The 18,591-nt window shown below is 71.9% G+C and carries 18 protein-coding genes; 7 read left to right on the top strand and 11 right to left on the bottom strand.

Features of this window, described 5'->3' with window-relative positions; genetic code table 11:
• Positions 1-28: 28 nt before the first annotated feature.
• A complete protein-coding gene (locus AB0J40_RS03700) occupies positions 29-1,117 on the top strand; it encodes a winged helix DNA-binding domain-containing protein (RefSeq protein WP_364446967.1) in 1,089 nt (362 codons plus the stop codon).
• On the opposite strand, the gene AB0J40_RS03695 is transcribed toward AB0J40_RS03700, so the two are convergent.
• Positions 1,114-2,070 (bottom strand): YafY family protein, encoded by a 957-nt coding sequence (locus AB0J40_RS03695; RefSeq protein WP_364446964.1) that lies wholly within the window; start codon positions 2,068-2,070, stop codon positions 1,114-1,116. The genes AB0J40_RS03700 and AB0J40_RS03695 overlap by 4 nt on opposite strands.
• A gap of 112 nt (positions 2,071-2,182) precedes the next feature.
• Between AB0J40_RS03695 and AB0J40_RS03690 the strand changes: the two genes are divergently transcribed.
• Positions 2,183-2,641 carry a nucleoside deaminase gene (locus AB0J40_RS03690; protein ID WP_364446961.1) on the top strand — a complete coding sequence of 153 codons (459 nt, stop codon included), beginning with the start codon at positions 2,183-2,185 and terminating at the stop codon, positions 2,639-2,641.
• 21 nt (positions 2,642-2,662) lie between these two features.
• Entirely contained in the window at positions 2,663-3,628 is a 966-nt protein-coding gene (locus tag AB0J40_RS03685; protein ID WP_364446958.1) for a 2-oxoglutarate and iron-dependent oxygenase domain-containing protein, read from the top strand.
• On the opposite strand, the gene AB0J40_RS03680 is transcribed toward AB0J40_RS03685, so the two are convergent.
• Both AB0J40_RS03680 and AB0J40_RS03675 read right to left on the bottom strand, forming a co-directional pair.
• Complete coding sequence (locus AB0J40_RS03680) at positions 3,622-4,062, bottom strand: hypothetical protein (RefSeq protein WP_364446955.1); 441 nt, start codon at positions 4,060-4,062, stop codon at positions 3,622-3,624. The genes AB0J40_RS03685 and AB0J40_RS03680 overlap by 7 nt on opposite strands.
• 137 nt (positions 4,063-4,199) lie before the next feature.
• Complete coding sequence (locus AB0J40_RS03675) at positions 4,200-5,471, bottom strand: GGDEF domain-containing protein (RefSeq protein ID WP_364446952.1); 1,272 nt, start codon at positions 5,469-5,471, stop codon at positions 4,200-4,202.
• A 228-nt stretch (positions 5,472-5,699) separates the two neighbouring features.
• Between AB0J40_RS03675 and AB0J40_RS03670 the strand changes: the two genes are divergently transcribed.
• Positions 5,700-6,659, top strand: coding sequence for a chitinase (locus AB0J40_RS03670; RefSeq protein ID WP_364446949.1), 960 nt, complete (start codon positions 5,700-5,702; stop codon positions 6,657-6,659).
• A gap of 134 nt (positions 6,660-6,793) precedes the next feature.
• Complete coding sequence (locus tag AB0J40_RS03665; protein ID WP_364446946.1) at positions 6,794-8,182, top strand: cytosine permease; 1,389 nt, start codon at positions 6,794-6,796, stop codon at positions 8,180-8,182.
• Here the strand turns inward: AB0J40_RS03665 and AB0J40_RS03660 are convergent.
• Both AB0J40_RS03660 and murJ read right to left on the bottom strand, forming a co-directional pair.
• Positions 8,146-8,628, bottom strand: a complete 483-nt coding sequence (locus AB0J40_RS03660) for a hypothetical protein (protein ID WP_364446943.1) — start codon at positions 8,626-8,628, stop codon at positions 8,146-8,148. The genes AB0J40_RS03665 and AB0J40_RS03660 overlap by 37 nt on opposite strands.
• Before the next feature lie 126 nt (positions 8,629-8,754).
• On the bottom strand, positions 8,755-10,536 hold the full coding sequence (murJ, locus tag AB0J40_RS03655) for a murein biosynthesis integral membrane protein MurJ (RefSeq protein ID WP_364446941.1): 1,782 nt from the start codon (positions 10,534-10,536) through the stop codon (positions 8,755-8,757).
• A 123-nt stretch (positions 10,537-10,659) separates the two neighbouring features.
• Here murJ and map point away from each other — a divergent pair, with 123 nt between their 5' ends.
• A complete protein-coding gene (gene map / locus AB0J40_RS03650; protein ID WP_364446938.1) occupies positions 10,660-11,442 on the top strand; it encodes a type I methionyl aminopeptidase in 783 nt (260 codons plus the stop codon).
• 36 nt (positions 11,443-11,478) lie between these two features.
• Here map and AB0J40_RS03645 read toward each other — a convergent pair whose 3' ends face one another.
• Together AB0J40_RS03645 and AB0J40_RS03640 are read right to left on the bottom strand one after the other, a co-directional pair.
• A complete protein-coding gene (locus tag AB0J40_RS03645; protein ID WP_086672410.1) occupies positions 11,479-11,736 on the bottom strand; it encodes a hypothetical protein in 258 nt (85 codons plus the stop codon).
• A 327-nt stretch (positions 11,737-12,063) separates the two neighbouring features.
• Positions 12,064-13,146, bottom strand: a complete 1,083-nt coding sequence (locus tag AB0J40_RS03640; protein WP_364446934.1) for an aldo/keto reductase — start codon at positions 13,144-13,146, stop codon at positions 12,064-12,066.
• A gap of 87 nt (positions 13,147-13,233) precedes the next feature.
• Between AB0J40_RS03640 and AB0J40_RS03635 the strand changes: the two genes are divergently transcribed.
• On the top strand, positions 13,234-14,073 hold the full coding sequence (locus tag AB0J40_RS03635) for a helix-turn-helix transcriptional regulator (protein WP_364446931.1): 840 nt from the start codon (positions 13,234-13,236) through the stop codon (positions 14,071-14,073).
• On the opposite strand, the gene AB0J40_RS03630 is transcribed toward AB0J40_RS03635, so the two are convergent.
• Genes AB0J40_RS03630 through AB0J40_RS03615 form a run of 4 tightly spaced genes read right to left on the bottom strand, consistent with a single transcriptional unit; the run spans position 14,033 to position 18,585 of the window.
• The gene (locus AB0J40_RS03630) at positions 14,033-14,629 is read right to left on the bottom strand and encodes a TetR/AcrR family transcriptional regulator (protein ID WP_364446928.1); all 597 of its coding nucleotides are present in this window, start codon (positions 14,627-14,629) and stop codon (positions 14,033-14,035) included. The two genes, AB0J40_RS03635 and AB0J40_RS03630, sit on opposite strands and share 41 nt — an antisense overlap.
• A complete protein-coding gene (locus tag AB0J40_RS03625) occupies positions 14,626-15,462 on the bottom strand; it encodes an NAD(P)-dependent oxidoreductase (RefSeq protein ID WP_364446925.1) in 837 nt (278 codons plus the stop codon). The genes AB0J40_RS03630 and AB0J40_RS03625 overlap by 4 nt, the downstream gene beginning before the upstream one ends.
• Before the next feature lie 10 nt (positions 15,463-15,472).
• A complete protein-coding gene (locus AB0J40_RS03620; RefSeq protein WP_364446922.1) occupies positions 15,473-16,639 on the bottom strand; it encodes an acyl-CoA dehydrogenase in 1,167 nt (388 codons plus the stop codon).
• Entirely contained in the window at positions 16,636-18,585 is a 1,950-nt protein-coding gene (locus AB0J40_RS03615) for a biotin carboxylase N-terminal domain-containing protein (protein WP_364446919.1), read from the bottom strand. Before AB0J40_RS03615 ends, AB0J40_RS03620 begins: the two co-directional genes overlap by 4 nt.
• Positions 18,586-18,591 lie beyond the last annotated feature (6 nt).

The following is an 18,591-nucleotide window of genomic DNA, read 5'->3' as shown; positions in this document are numbered from 1 at the left end:
ATACCGAACCCGACGGGCAGAAGCCGACGTGACCGTGCTCGGCACCGCGGCCCTCAACCGCGCCACCCTCGCCCGGCAGCTCCTGCTCGACCGTGCCGACCTCGCCGTGCACGACGCCGTCGCGCACCTCGGCGGCCTGCAGGCCCAGGAACCGCAGGAGCCGTTCACCGGGCTGTGGTCGCGGCTGCGCGGGTTCGACCCGGCGGCCCTGTCGGACCTGCTCACCGGACGGCGCGTCGTGCGGACGCACCTGATGCGCCGGACCGTCCACCTGCTCACCGCCGACGACGTCCTGGCGTGGCGGGCGCGCTTCGACGCCATGCTGCGCCAGCGTGTCCTCGGCACCTACCGGCGTGAGCTCGACGGCGTCGACCTCGAGGAACTCGAAAAGGCTGGGCTCGCCATCCTGGCCGACGGCGAGCCGCGGTCGATGGGCGACCTCGCGCGGGCGGTCGCCCACCGGTGGCCGGATGCCGGGCCGCGGCCGCTCGGCGAAATGCTCGTCGCCGCGCTGATCCCCGTCGCCCAGCTGCCGCCACGGGGGCTGTGGCGCGTCAAAGCCGGCGTGCGGAACCTGCCCCTCTCGACGTGGCTGGGCCGCGAGGTCGACCCGCTCGCCGCGGACGACACGGTCGGGCGGGCGCTGGTCCGCCGCTACCTGGCGGCCTACGGCCCGGCGGCGACGGCGGACCTGCGCGCGTGGTCCGGCCTGGCCGGGCTGCCCGCGGCGGTGAAGGCCGTGCGCGACGAGCTGGTGGGCTTCCGCGACGAGCGCGGCCGCGAGCTGCTCGACCTGCCGGACGCGCCGCGCCCCGACCCGGGCACGCCCGCTCCCGTGCGGTTCCTGCCGGCCTTCGACAACGCGATCCTCGGCTACGACGACCGCACCCGCGTCATCGACGACGCCCACCGCGGGCTCTCGGTGGCCGGCGAGCGGGTCGTGCTGGTGGACGGCCGGGTCTCGGCGACGTGGACGGTCGAGCACGACACCGTCACCGTGGTACCGCTGCGAAAACTGGCCAAGGCCGAACGCACCGCCGTGGCCGAAGAGGGAAGCGCGCTGGCGGCGTTCCTCTCCGACGGCGAAAGCGATCGCGTCCGGCTGGCAGCGAGCTAACCGACCGCGCGCGCGAAGCGCTCGGCCACCTCCCGCAGCCGCTCCACCAACCCCGGCGGGGCCTCCTCCACCACGAAGTCGTACCCCCACTGCGCCAGGTAGTAGGGCACCGTGTCCAGGGTGTTCGCCCCGGTCCGGACCCGGCAGCTGTGCTCGTCGATCGGCTCCACCGCGCCGGCCGTCGGCGGGACGCGCCCGGCCAGCACCGCCGCCGGCGCGGCCACGCGCAGCACCAGCCGGTGCGGGTACGGCGCCGACGAAATCTGGCGGGACACGTACGCCGCCAGGTCCTCGGCCGGCGGCTCGCGCGGGGTGAACCGGAAGCTCGCCGCCGGCACCCCGGTGATCCGGTCGACGCGGAACGTGCGCCAGCCGGCGCGGTCCAGGTCGTAGGCGACCAGGTACCAGCGCCGTCCCGTGTGGACCAGCCGCAGCGGCTCGACCGACCGCTCCGTCTCGGTGCCGGCGTGGTCGCCGTAGGGGAAGCGCAGCCGCTCGTGGTCGCGGCAGGCCGCCGCGATCGCCGTCAGCACCGACGCGTCCACCACCGGGCCGCCGCCCGGGAGCGACACCGTCGCCGCGCCCAGTGCGCCCACCCGCGGCCGCAGCCGGGCCGGGAGCACCTGCTCCAGCTTCGCCAGCGCGCGCACCGACGTCTCCTCGATGCCGCTGACCGTGCCGTTCGCCGCCGTGCGCAGGCCGACCGCCACCGCGACGGCCTCGTCGTCGTCCAGCAGCAACGGCGGCAGGGCGGCGCCCGCGCCGAGCCGGTAGCCGCCGGCGACGCCGGGCGTCGCGTGCACCGGGTACCCCAGGGACCGCAGCCGCTCGACGTCGCGGCGGATCGTGCGGACGTCGACCTCCAGCCGCGACGCGAGGTCCGCGCCCGGCCAGTCGCGGCGGGCCTGCAGCAGCGACAGCAGCCTGAGCAGGCGTTCCGATGTCCCGTACATGGGACGCAGTGTGCCAGACATCGAGGACAGGATCCGTCCGCGATCCGCCCGGAAGGTGCAGTTGAATCGTCAAACACTTGCCACGGACGGGCTCGGGCGGAAAGAGTGACGCATGCCGATCGACCCGGACGCCCTGCTGGCCGTCGCCCGTGAAGAAGCCGAGCTGGGCAAGGCCGAGGGCGGCGTGCCGATCGGGGCCGCGCTGTTCGACACCGCGGGCACGCTGCTGGGCCGCGGGCACAACCGGCGCGTGCAGGACGACGACCCGTCGATGCACGCCGAGACCTCGGCGTTCCGCAACGCCGGCCGCCGCCCGCACTACCGCGACACGATCATGGTCACGACGCTTTCGCCGTGCTGGTACTGCTCCGGGCTCGTCCGTCAGTTCGGGATCGGGCGCGTCATCATCGGCGAGGCGACGACGTTCCACGGCGGGCACGACTGGCTCGCCGGGCTCGGCGTGGAGATCACCCTGCTCGACGATCCGGCCTGCACCGCGCTGATGACGGAGTTCATCGCCGCGCGCCCGGACCTGTGGTTCGAAGACATCGGGGTCGAAAAGTCCGAATAGGACAGTGCTTGAGGAGCCGGTATGCCGTCAACCGTTCCGCTCGTGGACCTCTCGCCGTGGTTCGCGGGCACGTCCGAGGGCCGGGCCGAGGTGGCGACGCGGATCGACGCGGCGCTGCGGGAGTCCGGGTTCCTGCTGGTCACCGGGCACGGCGTGCCGGACGACCTGCGCCACCGGACGCGTGAGCTGGCGCGGGAGTTCTTCGCGCTGCCCGAAGACGTCAAGCAGCGCTACGCCGTCACCGTCGGCGGTCGCGGGTGGCTGCCGCCGGGCGTCGAAGCGAACGGCTACGCCGAGGGCACCGAGACCCCGCCGGACCTCAAGGAGTCGTACTCCGCGGGCGCGGACCTCGGCGTCGGGGTCGCCGAGATCGACGGGTTCTGGTTCCAGCCCAACGTCTGGCCGGCCGAGGTCCCGGGCCTGGCCGAGACGGCGACGGAGTACATGCGCCGGATGCGCGCGCTGTCGGACCACCTCCTCGAGATCTTCGCCGCGGCCCTCGGCCTGGCCGAAAGCCACTTCACGCGGCACACGGCGCACCCGACCTACACGTTCAACATCAACTGGTACCCGCCGATGACCCACGTCGGCGAGCCGGCGCCGGAGCAGTTCCGGATCGGCCCGCACACCGACTTCGGCACGGTGACGGTGCTCGACCGCCAGGCCGGCCTCGGCGGCCTGCAGGTCTACACCGCCGACGGCGAGTGGGAGGACGCGCCGTTCCACCCGGACGCCTTCACGGTCAACATCGGCGACCTGATGGCCCGCTGGACGGGCGACCGCTGGCGCTCGACCCGCCACCGCGTCCTCCCGCCGGCGGCCGCCGCCCCGGACGAGGACCTGGTGTCGCTGATCTTCTTCTACGAGACCGACCACGACGCGCGGATCACGTCACTGGCCCCGCCGCTGGGCAAGACGACCTACCCCGAGGTCATCGCCGCCGACTACCTGCGCGAGAAGCTCGACGCCATCACGGTTACTCAGTAGCAGATCTGCTTCGCGGTCGCGGGCGGGACCTCTTCGCACAATTCCCCCGTTCCCCCGTTCACCGGAACCCAGGTCCCGTTCCGGTGGGTGAACAAAACGCTGCCCCCGTCGATTTCGTTGGTGAAACGCGCGAACGCCCACGGCAAGACGCATTTGATGCGCTGCAGGCCGTTGCCGTCGACGATCAGCGCGCCGGAGAGCTTTTCGTCCGCCTTGAGCGCGGCTTCCAGCGCCGCCTCGGTCGCCGAAGCGCAGACGCTCACCTTGGCCGGCGCGGGCTTCGCCGCCTGCGCGGACGTGGTGGCCTGCGCGGGAGCGACGACGGCCGTCGTCGCGGCCGGTGTCATGGTCGCGGGCGGCGCCGTCGTGGTCGACCCGACCGCCGGCGCATCCTGCTGACCGGTGCAGGCGGACAGAATTGCCGCCGCCGCCACGACGACGCCGGCTCCGATGGCATGACGAAGTGAACGCATTGTTTCCCCCTGGATTTCCCCGGCGGCCCCTCGCCGCCTTCCTGCCGTTCAAGACGCCCGGCGGTATGTCCGGTTGCCGGGCATTCCTAACGGACGGATCACGACGCGGGTTCGGCGCAGATCGTGCGGTTGCGGCCCGCCGCCTTCGCGCGCAGCACCGCCGCCTCCGCCGCCAGCAGCGCGTCCGCCAGTTCCGCCCCGGGCGGGCAGCCCGCGACGCCGATCGACACCGTCACGCCGACGAACTGCGGGCCGTCGCCGGACGCCTTCAGCGCCACCAACGTCGAGGCCACCCGCAACCGGATCCGCTCGGCGATCGCCATCGCGTCGAAGGGGCCGGTGCCCGGCAGCAGCACCGCGAACTCCTCGCCGCCGGACCGGCCCACGAGGTCCGCGGCCCGGACCTCGTCGCGCAGGGTGTCGGCGACCGCGCGCAGAACGGCGTCGCCGATGCGGGCGCCGTAGCGGTCGTTGAGCTGGCGGAAGTGGTCGAGGTCGAGCACCAGCACCGCCTGACCGGGGCCGTGGCGGCCGAGCCGGTCCAGTTCGGCTTCGGCGGCGCCGCGCCAGGACGCCGCGGTCAGCACGCCCGTGCCGGGATCGAGGGTGACGTGGTCGCGGCGGCCGTGGCCGAGCCCGCCGCGGTGCAGCACGACGGTCGCGCCGGCCAGCACCGGGACCAGGAGGGGCGCGGCTTCGACGGCCCAGGCGAGCGGCAAGGCGAAAGCCGTCATCGCGGCGTCGAAGGCGTGGCCGGGAAGGGCGGCGCGGAGCCGGCGGGGTCCGTCGGCGGCGGTGACGAGCGCGGCGTTCACCGCCAGGAACACCACGCCGGCGAGGGTCAGCAGGGCGACGGTGCGCGTATCGAGGACTTCGCCGAGGGGGCGGGCTCCGGTCGCGGTGAGGAACGCGCCGGCGACGAGACCCGCGAGCGCCGTCGCCGCGGCGCCGAACACCTGCCGGTACCCGGGTCTTCTGCGGACCCGGAACCACTGGTGCAGCGCGGAGAGCACGACCAGTGCGACGGCGAGACCCGGCCGGAGCACGAGGACCCCGGCGAAGATCCACGGCGTGTCGACGCCGGGGCCGAGGAGGGTGTCCTCGCGGTGGCGCTCCACGGTCCTGGCGAGCTCGGCCGAGGCGAGCATGCCGGCCAGGAGCAGCGCGAACGGCGTGAGCATGACCGCGAGCGGCGGGAACCGGACGGCGGCGAGCACGGTGGCGGCGACGGCGAGGACGTCGATCGCGACGAGGTAGAGGACCTGACCGCGGCGCGGCAGCCGCCAGAGCGCCCAGCGCCCCGGCACGACGGCGGGCAGGAACCGACCCGGGCGGCGTCCTCCGCCGGCGGCGACCGAATCCCCCACCATTTCGGCAAAGTAGCCGGAATGGCGGGCGGTGTCACTCCGCCTTCAGGGGAATCTCACGCCCGCCGACGCTGGGCACCCGCGCGCGCACCGTGGGTCATTTTCCGGCCGAAGGAGGGTTGACACGCAACATTGGTCTAGTCCACTGTGTGGTGGCACACACTGCTCCTCCCGGGTTGATCCCGCCGCCTCAAACCGGAGGTGCTCCACCTGCGCAATTGGAGGACCCCCATGAAATCAGTGCGCCGTCTGGTGACCCTCGCGCTCGCGGCGACAGCCGCGCTGGCGACGGCGGTCGGTCTCGCCCCGCAGGCCATGGCCGCGGTCGACCCGGTGCTCGCGTCCCCGTACCTGTACCAGTGGGGCGGGCAGACCAGCCCGACCGCGGCGATGTCCGCGACCGGCGTGAAAGCGTTTACCCTCGCGTTCGTCCTCTCCGACGGCACCTGCAACCCGAAGTGGGACGGCAGCCGCTCGCTGACCGGCTCCGACAAGACGATGATCCAGAACATCCGCAACGCGGGCGGGGACGTGATCCCCTCCTTCGGCGGCTGGTCCGGCACGAAGCTGGGCTCGAAGTGCACGTCGGCGAGCGCGCTGGCGGGCGCCTACCAGAAGGTGATCGACGCCTACGGCCTCAAGGCGATCGACCTCGACATCGAGAACACCGACGAGTTCCAGAACAACACGGTGCAGGACCGCATCTTGGGCGCGGTCAAGCTGACCAAGCAGAAGAACCCGAACCTGAAGGTCGTCATCACCATCGGCACCACCACGACCGGCCCCGACTCGTGGGGCAAGCGCCTGATCAACCAGGCCAAGGCGATCGGCGCGCCGGTCGACGTCTGGTCGGTCATGCCGTTCGACTTCTCCAGCGGCGGTGACATGGCGGCGATGACGAAGTCCGCGGTCGACGGGCTGAAGAACCAGCTCAAGACCACCTTCGGCTGGACCGACGACACCGCCTACCGGCACAGCGGCCTCTCGTCGATGAACGGCAAGACCGACAACGCGGGCGAGACGGTCACGGTCTCGAACTTCACCTCCATCCGCAGCTACGCGACGAGCCACCACCTGGCCCGCTTCACGTTCTGGGCCACCAACCGCGACTGCAGCGGCGGCGGCGAGTGCAGCGGGATCACGCAGGACAAGTACGCGTTCACGAAGATCGTCGCCGGGTACGCCGGCTGACGCGAGACCCGTAGTGGGGCTGTCGGAGGCCCTCTCACCGGCATCGGGGCCGGTGAGGGGGCCTTCGCGGGTACCGGTCAGCGGGACCGGGATTCCGTCACACCGCCGAAATCTTCGTCGCCTACCGTCTTCGCATGACGAGCACCGAGCACCCTTCCTACGGGCACCCTTCCTACGGCGACAAGGTCGTCGCGGTCGAGCCCGGCGGGGTCGAACCCGTGGCCGACGCCGACCGGCACGGCACGCCCCGGCAGCTCGCGTGGACGTGGGCCTCGCCCAACCTCGAGTTCGCCACCGTCTTCGTCGGTGTCCTCGCCGTCACCGCGTTCGGGCTCTCCTTCACCCAGGCCGCGCTCGCCGCGGTCGTCGGCAACGGGCTGGGCGCGCTCGCGCACGGCGTCCTGAGCGCCCGCGGCCCGCGGTACGGCGTGCCGCAGATGGTGCTCGGGCGGGCCGCCTTCGGCTACCGCGGGAACCTGCTGCCCGCCGCGCTCATGTCGGTCATGGCGGGCGTCGGCTGGTTCGCCGTCAACAGCGTCAGCGGTGCCTTCGCGCTCGCCAGCCTCACCGGGCTGCCGACGCTCGCCTGCCTGGTGCTCATCGTCGCGCTCCAGATCGTCATCGCCTTCTTCGGGCACAACCTCGTGCAGGCGTACGAAAAGTACGTCTTCGCCGTCCTGGCCGTGGTGTTCGCCGTCGCGAGCGTGGTCGTCTTCGGGCAGTCGGGCGCGACCACCAACTCCGGCAGCGTGGGCGGGTTCCTGCTCGCCGTCGGGACGGCGTTCGGCTACACCGCAGGCTGGAACCCCTACGCCGCCGACTACACGCGCTACCTGCCGAAGACCGCGTCCCGCCGGGCGATCGGCCTCTACGCCGGCAGTGGCCTGTTCCTGTCGACGACGGTCCTGATGCTCGCCGGCGCCGCCTCGACGACCATCGCGGGCCCGGCCGAGGACAACCCCACCACGGCGTTCACCGGGCACCTGCCCGGTTTCCTCGCCGCCGCGACGCTGCTGGCGATCACGCTCGGCGCCGTCGCCGCGAACGTCCTCAACGTCTACTCGGGCGCGCTCGCCTTCCTCGCGCTCGGCATCCGGCTGCCGCTGGCGTGGCGCCGCGCCGTCGTCGCGCTGGCGTTCGGCGCGGTCGGGTTCGTGCTGGCCTGGCTCGGGCTCGCCGACGCCGGACACGCGTACGAGAACTTCCTGCTCGTGATCGCCTACTGGATCGGCCCGTGGCTCGGCGTGCTGCTGGCCGACCACCACCTGCGCCGCGGCACGGAGTTCGGCGACCTGCTCTTCGACAAGGGCCACCGCAACGTCGCCGGGTTCACCGCGTTCCTCGTCGGGCTCGTGGTGTCGGTCGGGTTGTTCGCGAACCAGGCGCTCTACACCGCGCCGATCCCGAAGGCGGTGCCCGGCACCGGCGACCTGACGTTCGCCGCCGGGTTCGTGCTCGCCGCCGGCACGTACCTGCTGCTGCGCCGTCAGCGCACCGGCGTGCCGTCGCGGCGGCAGCCGTAGGGGGAGCAGCCGCTCCAGTCCCAGGTGGGCGAGGGCAGGGTGACCGTGATCGTCGGGGACGGCGGCAGCTCCACCGTCACCGTCGGAGTGGGAGTCGGCGTCTTGCGCGCGTGCATCACCACCGGGGACGGCGTCGTCGTGCGCGTCGGCACGGCGAGCACGGTCGACGTCGGGACGCCGGTGGCCGGCTGCAGCTGCGGGAACTGCGTGGTCCCCGGGACGGGTTCGGGCCGCGACGCCAGGACGACGACCAGCCCGCCCAGCACCACGAACACCGCCGACGCCAGCGCGATCCGGCCCGCCGCGCCGCGCGGCTCTTCGCCGGGATCACGGCGGGCCGCCGTCTCGGCCGAGCGCGAGCCGGGTCGCCGCGGGCGCACACCGGCCTGCTGCAGCAGTTCGTCGACCGAAACCCGGTCCCGCCGCTTGCGCGCCCTGCGCGTCATGCACGACCTCCGCCCATCGCTGATCGGGGTGGATATTAGGAAGCCGCGCCGGAATTGTAAACGCGCTGATCGCAGCGGTCTCGTTACCGTTTCGAGACATCCGGATCGCGTTCCCGGCCGTAGTCGTCAACGAGGCGCGAACCGCCGCAGGAGACCGCCCACGCGCCGGGTCACCGGAGTGAACTCCGGCAGCTTCAGCAACGCCAGCAAGCCGAACGGGACGGCCATCCCGAGCAAGGTCTGGACCGGCAGTTTCACCCACGCGCCCGCGATCGTGCCGAGGGAGCCGGGCACCGCGTAGCCGGCCAGCACCGCGGTCGCGACACCCAGCGCGCTGACCGAGAGGGTGATCAGCCCGACCCGCAGCGACCGCTTGCTGCGCAGGTGCCCGAGCCGGACCCACAGCCAGACCTGGCCGAGGACGGCACCGACGACGAACCCGGCGCCGTTGACGAGCATCACGCCGTAGACGACGTGTTCGCCGTCGAGCAGCCCGCGGCACAGCAGCAGCAACGGGATCTTGACCGCGGTCATCACGAGCATGATCAGCGTGGGCGTGCGGGCGTCCTTCATCGCGTAGAACACCCGCAGCTGCAACATGACCAGCGCGAACGGCAGCAGCCCGACGGCGGACACGGCGAGGGTCTGGCCGAGCCGCTCGGCGTCGTCGAGGGTGCCGCGGCCCCAGGTGAAGATCGCGATGCCGACCGGCGTGCCGACGACGGCCAGCACGGCGGAGATCGGCACGAACAGCACCGTCGAGATGCGGGAGGCGAGCGAGAGGTCGCCGACGAGCGCGACCGTGTCGCCGTCGGCCGCGGCGCGGCTCATCCGCGGCATCAGCGCGGTGAGCAGGGAAACGCCGAGGATGCCGTACGGGAGCTGGAACAGCAGGGACGCGTAGCTGTAGGCCGTGACGCCGCCGCTGCTGCCGTGCGTCAGCACGCGGGTGGTGACGACGAACCCGACGTGGCTGACCACGACGTAGCCGAGGATCCACGCGGCGAGCCCGCCGAACTCCCTGATCCGCGGGTCGAAGCCCCAGCGCCAGCGGAACCGGAACCCGGTGCGCAGCAACGCGGGGATCAGCACCGCGGCCTGCACGACGATGCCGAGCGTGGTGCCGAGGCCGAGGACCAGCAGCTTCGGATCGCCCATCCGGACCGGGTCGAGCGTCAGCTCCCCCGGCACGACGGCGAACACGACGAGCGTGCCGGTGACGACGACGTTGTTCAGCACCGGCGCCCAGGCCGGCGGGCCGAAGACGTTGCGGGCGTTGAGGATCGCCGAGAGCAGCGCGAAGAGACCGTAGAAGAGGATCTGCGGGAGCAGCAGGTACGCGAGCGCGGTGGTCAGCGCCGGATTGGCGGTCGGGGACGATTTGTCGACGTAGAGCGCGGTGAACAGCGGCGCGATGGCCACCGCGACCGCCGTGCCGACGGTGAGCAGCACCAGCGCCATGGTGATCAGCCGCTGCGTGTAGGCGCGGCCGCCGTCCGGGTCGTCCTGCGAGCGGACCAGCAGCGGCACGACGACGCTGGCGAGGACACCGCCGAAGAGCAGTTCGAAGACGATGTTGGGCAGGGTGTTCGCGACGGTGAAGGAGTCGTTGACGACCCCGGTGCCGACGACGGCGGCGAGCAGCAGCTTCGCGACGAACCCGGTGATCCGGCTGACCGTCGAGGCGACGGCCATCCGGCCGCTCGAGCGGGCAAGCGACGACCCCGCGCCCTCGCCGCGGCCGGCGGAGACGGGCGAGGCGGGCGGCCGCGCGACGATCTGGGTGGCGAACTCGTCGTAGGGCCGCCGGGACAGGTCGAGGTCGCGGGTCGGCCAGTGGGGACCGCGCAGCTCGCTGGGGAGGAAGACCGTCGCCTCGTCGTCGACCGGTGGTGGGGGTTCCGCCATGGCTCAAGCCTGCCAGGTCGGGCGGGCTTTCGTGACTCCGTGCGAGGCACTGGTATTCCTATACCGGGACCGTGCTACCGTTCCGGTATAACTATACCGACCCTTTGTGACGCGAGGTTTTTCGTGATCGAACTGAAGTCGCCCGCGGAAGTGGACCGCATGCACGTGACCGGCCGCTTCGTCGCCGAGATCCTCACCGAGATCGGCCGGCTCGCCGACGTGGGCGTCAACCTCCTGGACCTCGAGCACCACGCGCGCGGGATGATCAAGCGGCGCGGCGCGGAGTCGTGCTACTGGGACTACGCGCCGTCCTTCGGCAAGGGCCCGTTCCGCAACGTCATCTGCCTGTCGGTCAACGACGCCGTCCTCCACGGCCTGCCGCACGACTACGTACTGCGCGACGGCGACGTGCTGACCGCCGACCTCGCGGTCAGCATCGACGGGTGGGCGGCCGACTCGGCGCGCACGGTCATCGTCGGCACGCCCGCCGAGGAGGACCTGCGGATCGTCCGCGCCACCGAGGAAGCCCTGGAGGCGGCGATCGACGCGGCCCGCCCGGGCAACCGGCTGGGCGACATCTCGGCGGCGATCGGGGCGGTGGCCGCCGAGTACGGCTACCCGGTCAACACCGAGTTCGGCGGGCACGGCATCGGCCGCACCATGCACGAGGACCTGCACGTGCCCAACAAGGGCACCCCCGGCCGCGGGATGAAGCTGCGGCCGGGCCTGACGCTCGCGCTCGAACCCTGGTTCGCGCGCACGACCGACCGGATCGTCTACGACCCCGACGGCTGGACCATCCGCTCGGCCGACGGTTCCCGGACGGCCCACTCCGAGCACACGGTGGCGATCACCGAAGGCGACGCCCGGGTGCTCACCCGGCGCGAGTCGGAATCGAACACCTGATCGAGCCGCGACCGTGCGTGACGCACGTGCAGGTGCTCAGGCGGCGACGGTGATCTCCAGCGCCGCGCGTCCGGCCTCGGTCAGTTCGGCGGGGACGCGGCCGGTGGCGGCTTCGACCGCGGGACGCAGGTAGCCGCCGTGGGCCAGTGCGTGGGCCGTCATCTGATCGCAGCACGCGAATCCGTCGATGAACAGGTCGGGCTCGCAGCTGCACGACATCTGCGCACGTCCCGCCGCCACCGCCTTCAGCATCGCCATCGCGCGGTGGGTGAGCTCGACTCCTGAACCGGACACCGGACTGCCTTCCTCTGCTGATCTGCTACGTATAGTCATTCGCCCGTTGGGCCTATTGTGTTACTTACGACACTATGACGGTTCGGAGCAGGTTCGGGTTCCGGATGGGTGGGGGTTTCGTCGGTGAGCGGTTCGGGGGTCTCGGCGAACGGTCGCCTTGAACGGTCGCCTCGAGCGGCGGCCTTGAGCGGTTGCCTTGAGCGGTTGGCGGGCGCGGCGAACGGTCGCTCTGGCAGGTCCCCGTTTTGAAAGATGCCCTCGCCGGGCGGGCAGGCTCTGGGATGGCCCTCGCTGTCCTCTCGCCTTGGCTGGTGGGTTGCCGGGTGGTCATCCCAGCTGTTCTCTCGGGGTCCCGAGGGGACTCTGGCTCTCGTGGCTGGGTTCGAACTTCAGGTTGCCTCGCGTCACCGCTCGGATGTGGTCGCCTGCCAGCAGGTCGTGGGGGTAGCCCAGCTCGATCTTGCTCGCCTCCTCCAGCCGGGTCGCCTGCGCGTCGGTGAACTCGACCTCCAAGGCTCCGAGATTGCCCTCCAGCTGCTCGGGCGTCCGGGCGCCGATGATCGGGGCCGTCACGCCCGGGTTTCGCAGCAGCCATGCCAATGCGACCTGTGCCGGCGTGTTCCCCAGCTCCCCGGCCACCTCCGTCACTACGTCCGCTATCGCGAGGTTTCGCTCGGTGACCATGCCCAGTCCGGCGTTGAAGCTCTCGCGCGCGCCCGAGGGGGCGCCGGCGCCGTACTTGCCCGTCAGCAACCCGCCCGCCAGCGGTGAGTACGGCGTTACCCCCAGCCCCATCGTCCGGGCCATCGGGATCAGGTCGCGCTCCGCCGCCCGGTTGATCAAGTTGTACTCGACCTGCAGCGCCACCAATGGGGACCAGCCGCGCAGGTCCGCGGTCGCCTGCATGCGCGAGATCTGCCACGCCGGTGCGTTCGAGATCGCCACATACAGCACCTTGCCCCGGCTGACCAGGTCGTCCAGACCACGCAGGATCTCCTCGACCGGGGTCGTGAAGTCCCACACGTGCAGGAACAGCAGGTCGACGTAGTCCGTGCCCAGCCGCCGCAGGCTGGCCTCCACCGACGCCGCCAGGCTCTTGCGGTGGGCTCCCGTCGAATTCGGGTCGCCGGGGCGGCGCAGCGTCGAGTACTTCGTCGCCAGCACGAGGCTCTCGCGGTTGTCGCGGGTGAACTCGCCGAGCAGGCGCTCGGCACTGCCGTCGGTGTAGGTGTTCGCGGTGTCGATGAAGTTGCCGCCCCGCTCGACGTACGTGTCGAACAGCTTGCGCGCCTCCGCCTTCTCCGCGCCCCAGCCCCACTCGGTGCCGAACGTCGCCGTGCCCAGTGCCAGCGGGGAAACCCGCAGCCCGGACCGGCCCAGCAACCGGTAGGTGTCGAGTGTCGATGTCATGGCGGCGAGTCTTCGCTTTCGACAGACCGGCGTTAAGGGAAAGGACTTCCTGGGAACACGCGTCCCACCCTCGCCGTTGCAGCGATCATGACGACCCCCACCGCGGAGCTGGCCGCCTTCCTGCGGACCCGGCGGGAACGCCTGGACCCGCGCGACTTCGGCCTGCCGCCGCGGCGGCGGACCCCGGGGCTGCGCCGGGAAGACGTCGCCGAACTGGCCGGGATCAGCGTCGACTACGTCGTCCGGCTGGAACAGGCGCGCGGGCTGCGGCCCTCGGCGGATGTCGTCGAAGCCCTCGCCGAGGCACTGCGCCTGGGTCCCGACGAACGCGCCTACCTCTTCGACCTGACCCGGCAGCGCCCCCGGGACGACGGTGAGCTCGCCACCACCGCGACACCGCCGCTGGCCCGGCTCGTCACGGACCTTTCGCCGCTGCCCGCCATGCTCCTCAACCACCGCTACGACGTCCTGGCCTGGAACGCCGAAATGGCCCGGCTGCTGGTGGATTTCGGCACGCTGCCGCCCTCGCGGCGCAACGCGATGTGGCTGTGCCTGATGCACCCGCGGGTGCGCGAGTTCTACGTCGACCGGGAAACCGTGGTGCGGGAAGGGATCGCGCACCTGCGCGCCGCGTGGGCCGCACACCCCGACGACCGGGCGCTGACCGGCCTCATCGCCGAACTGACCACCGGGAACGCGGAGTTCGCGCGGCTGTGGGCCGAACGGGACGTCAAGGTCAACGGCCGCGGGCGCAAGGTCGTGCGGCACCCCGAGGCCGGCGTGCTCACCGTGCAGTTCGAGACGCTGCGGCCGGTCCAGGACCCCGACCAGCTGCTGGTGATCCACCGCGCCGCCGACGAGCGGAGCCGGGCGGCGCTCGACCGGCTCACCCGAGCCGCAGCTCCAGCGTCCGCGCCCACTCCCTGACGATCTGCTTGCGGCGGCGCGCGTCGTCGGTGAGCAGGTTCGCCAGGCCCAGGCCACGGCCCAGGTCCAAGGTGGCCTGGACCAGCTCGCGCACCCCCGGCCGGGACTCGTCGACGCCGAGCAGCTCCACCGCCACCCGGTGCGCCTCGCGCCCGACCCGCGCTTCCAGGGGCACCAGCACGTCCCGCAGCGCCTCGTCGGTCGCCGCGACCGCCCACAGCTGCAGGGCCGCGCGGAACAGCGGCCCGGTGTAGAGGTTCAGCAGCATCTCGACGACGCGTTCGGTGCGCGACGGCCCGCTCGGCAGGTCCGCGGCCTGCGCGCGCAGCTCGTCGATCTGCGCCTCGCCGAGCAGGTCGACCGCCGCCACCACGAGGTCCTCCCGCGTCGGGAAGTGGTGCTGGGCCGCGCCGCGCGAGACGCCGGCGCGCTCGGCGATCCCGGCCACCGTGACGCCGTGCCAGCCGCGCTCGCCGAACCCGTCGAGCGCGGCCTCGATCAGCCGCCGCCGCGTGGTGCGGCTGCGTTCCTGCTGGGGTTCGCGGACGCCGGTCAAGCCGGTTCGACCCAGAAGTCGAGCTGCAGGTCTTCCTCCGCGGTGTCGCCGACGCGGTACTTCGCGAAGTCGGTGACGCCTTCGGCCCGCAGCACCTCGTCGTCGAGGAAGAAGTTCCCGGTGACCTCCCGGCTCGGCTTGGTCAGGATCGCGTACGCGGCGTCGGCCATGATCTCCGGCGTCCGGCTGCGCGACGCCAGCTCCGCGCCGACGACGTTGCGGATCGCCGCGGTGTCGATCGTGGTGCGCGGCCACAGCGAGTTCGCCGCGATGCCGTCCTTCTTCAGCTCGGCCGCGAGCCCGACGGTCACCAGGCTCATCGAGTACTTCGCGATGCTGTAGGCGAGGTGCCCGGCGGTGAACCACTTCTCGTCGAGGCTGATCGGCGGCGACAGCGTCAGGATGTGGGCGTTCGCGGCGTTCTTCAGGTGCGGGATGGCCAGTTTGGACAGCAGGAACGTGCCGCGCGCGTTGATGTCCTGCATGAGGTCGTAGCGCTTCATGCTGACCTGCTCGGTCGGGGTCAGGTCGATCGCGCTGGCGTTGTTCACGACGATGTCGATGCCGCCGAACTGCTCGACGGTCTTCGCCACCGCGGCGGCGACCACGTCGTCGTCGCGGACGTCGCCGAGGATCGGCAGGGCGTGCCCGCCCGCCTTCTCGATCGCCTCCGCCGCGGTGTAGATCGTGCCGGGCAGCTTCGGGTGCGGCTCGGCCGTCTTCGCCAGCAGCGCCACGTTCGCACCGTCGGCGGCCGCCCGCAGCGCGATCGCCTCGCCGATGCCGCGGCTGCCGCCGGACATGATGATCGTCTTGCCGTCCAATGTGGCCATGTCGACTCTCCTAGTAGGACTTCGGCAGGCCGAGGCTGTGCTGACCGACGAAGTTCAGCACCATTTCCCGGCTGACCGGCGCGATCCGGCCCAGCCGCACCGCCGTGACGAGCGTACCGAGGCCGTACTCGGTGGCGAGGCCGTTGCCGCCGTGGGTCTGCACGGCCTGGTCGGTCGCGCGGATGGCCACCTCGGCGGCGGCGTACTTGGCCATGTTGGCCGACTCCCCGGCGCCGAAGTCGTCGCCGGAGTCGTAGAGCGACGCCGCCTTCTGCGTCATCAGCTTCGCCAGCTCCAGCTCGATCTTGATCTCCGCGAGGGGGTGCGCGAGGCCCTGGTGGGTGCCGATCGGGGCGCCCCAGACCTGCCGCTCGTTCGCGTAGCCGACCGCCTTCGCCAGCGCGTACCGGGCGATGCCGAGGGAGAACGACGCGCCCATGATGCGCTCGGGGTTGAGGCCCGCGAACAGCTGCGCGATCGCCGCGTCCTCCTCGCCGACCAGCGCTTCGGCCGGGAGCTTGACGTCGTCGAGGAACAGCGAGAACTGGTTCTCCGGCGCGACGATGTCCATCGGGATCTTCGTGTACTCGAAGCCCTCGGTCCCCGTCGGCAGGATGAAGAGCGCGGGCTTGAGCCGGCCGGTCTTCGCGTCCTCGGTGCGGCCGACGACCAGCACGGCGTCGGCCTCGTCGACGCCGGAGATGTAGACCTTGCGTCCACTGAGGACCCAGCCGTCGCCGTCGCGCTTGGCCGTGGTGGTGATCTTGTGCGAGTTCGAGCCGGCGTCCGGCTCGGTGATCGCGAAGACCATCCGCTTGCTGCCGTCGGCGATGCCCGGCAGCCACTGCTTCTTCTGCTCTTCGGTGCCGAAGCGGGAGATGACGGTGCCGCAGATGGCCGGCGAGACGACCATCAGCAGCAGCGGCGAGCCCGCGGCGGCGAGCTCTTCGAGCACCGCGGCGAGGTCGGCGATGCCCGCGCCCCCGCCGCCGTACTCCTCGGGGATGTTGACGCCGAGGTAGCCGAGGCGCCCGGCCTCGTCCCAGAGTTCGTGCGTCTTCTCGTCCGCGCGGGCCTTGCGGGCGTAGTACTCGTGCCCGTACTTGGCGCCCAGCTCGGCGACGGCCTTGCGAAGCGCGATCCGCTCCTCCGGCTCGATGAAGTTCATCGCGTTCATTCTGCTTCTCCCACCACCGCGAGGATCGTGCCCACTTCGACCTGTTGTCCGACCGTCACCGGCAGCTCCGCGACCACGCCGTCGGCGGGCGCGGCGATCCGGTGTTCCATCTTCATCGCTTCGAGCCACAGCAACGGGTCGCCCGCCTTGACGGGGTCACCGGCCTGGACGGCGAGCCGGACGACGGTGCCCGGCATCGGCGCGACCAGCGACCCGGCGGCCAAGGCCGCGTCCGGGTCGGCGAACCGCGGCTCGGCCTTCAGCGCCACCGAACCGAGCGCGGAGTCCACGTAGGACACGCCGTCGTGCCGGGCGACGTCGAACGCGCGCCGCACCCCGGCGACGTCCAGCACGACCCGTCCCGGCTCGGCGCTGACCAGTTCGGCCTCGTACCCGTCGGCTTTCAGGCCGTCCCGGGTGAGCGAATAGACGACCTCGTGTTCGCGGTCGGCCACGGTGAAGACTTTGCGCTGCCCGGCCGAGCGGACGTTGCGCCAGCCACTGGGCAGCCGGCCCTGCGTGGTCGCTCGCGCCCGGTTGCCCGCGGCGTCCGCCAGGGCCGCGGCGAGCGCGGACAGCCGTTCGGTGTCGGGTGTGGCCAGCGGCGCGGCGAGGGTGTCGAGGCCATGGCGGTCGAAGAACGCCGTATCGGTTTCGCCGGCCAGGAAGGCTTCGTGACGCAGGATGTTGACCAGGAGGTCGCGGTTGGTGACCACGCCGTGGATCTTCGTCGCGGCCAGTGCCTTGGCGAGCCGGCGGGCGGCCTCGGCGCGGGTCGGGGCCCAGGTGATCACCTTGGCGAGCATCGGGTCGTAGTGGACGCCCACCACCGAGCCGGTCTCGAAGCCGGAGTCCAGCCGGAGCCCGGGGCCGTGGGTGAACGACCGGTCCACATCGGGCACTTCGAACGTGTGGAGCGTGCCGCTCTGCGGCTGCCACCCGGCCGCCGGATCTTCGGCGTAGAGCCGGACCTCGATGGAGTGCCCCACCGTGGGTGGCGGATCGGCCGGGAGCCGCTCGCCTTCGGCGATCCGCAGCTGCAGCGCGACCAGGTCGAGGCCGGTGACGTTCTCGGTGACCGGGTGCTCGACCTGCAGCCGGGTGTTCATCTCCAGGAAGTAGAACCGGCCGTCGGGCCCGGCGAGGAACTCGACCGTGCCCGCACCGACGTAGTCGATCGCCTTGGCGGCCTTGCGCGCGGCTTCGAACAGCTCCTCGCGCATGGCCGCGTCGACGAACGGCGACGGCGCCTCTTCGACGACCTTCTGGTGGCGGCGCTGGATGGAGCACTCCCGCTCCCCCACCGCCCACACCGTACCGTGGGTGTCGGCGAGCACCTGGACCTCGATGTGGCGGCCGGTCTCCAGGTACCGCTCGCAGAAGACCGTGGGGTCACCGAACGCGGAGCCGGCCTCCGCGCTGGCGCCTTCCACCGCCTCGGCCAGCTCGTCGAGCGAGCGGACCACGCGCATGCCACGGCCGCCACCACCCGCGGATGCCTTGACCAGCAACGGCAGGTCGTCCTCGGTGACCGAAGCCGGGTCCAGTTCGGACAGCACCGGGACCCCCGCGGCCGCCATCAGCCGCTTGGACTCCACTTTGGAGCCCATGGTCTCGATGGCCTCCGGCGGCGGGCCGACCCACGTCAGCCCGGCGTCGAGCACGGCCCGCGCGAACGCGGCGTTCTCGGAGAGGAAGCCGTACCCGGGGTGTACGGCGTCGGCGCCGGTGTCGGCCGCGGCCTTCACCAGCAGCTCGGCACGCAGGTAGGTCTCGGACGGCGCATTGCCGGGCAGCCGCACGGCCGCGTCGGCCTCGAGGACGTGCGGCGCGGCGGCATCGGCGTCGGAGAACACCGCGACCGTACCGATCCCGGCGTCCCGGCAGCTCGAGAAGACGCGGCGGGCGATCTCGCCGCGGTTGGCGACCAGCAGGTTCTGGATCATCGCTCA

This window comes from Amycolatopsis sp. NPDC049691 (genome assembly GCF_040675005.1).
GTDB lineage: Bacteria > Actinomycetota > Actinomycetes > Mycobacteriales > Pseudonocardiaceae > Amycolatopsis.
The sequence above is the reverse complement of the archived record's forward strand: the minus strand, read 5'-3'. Positions and strand labels throughout refer to the sequence as shown.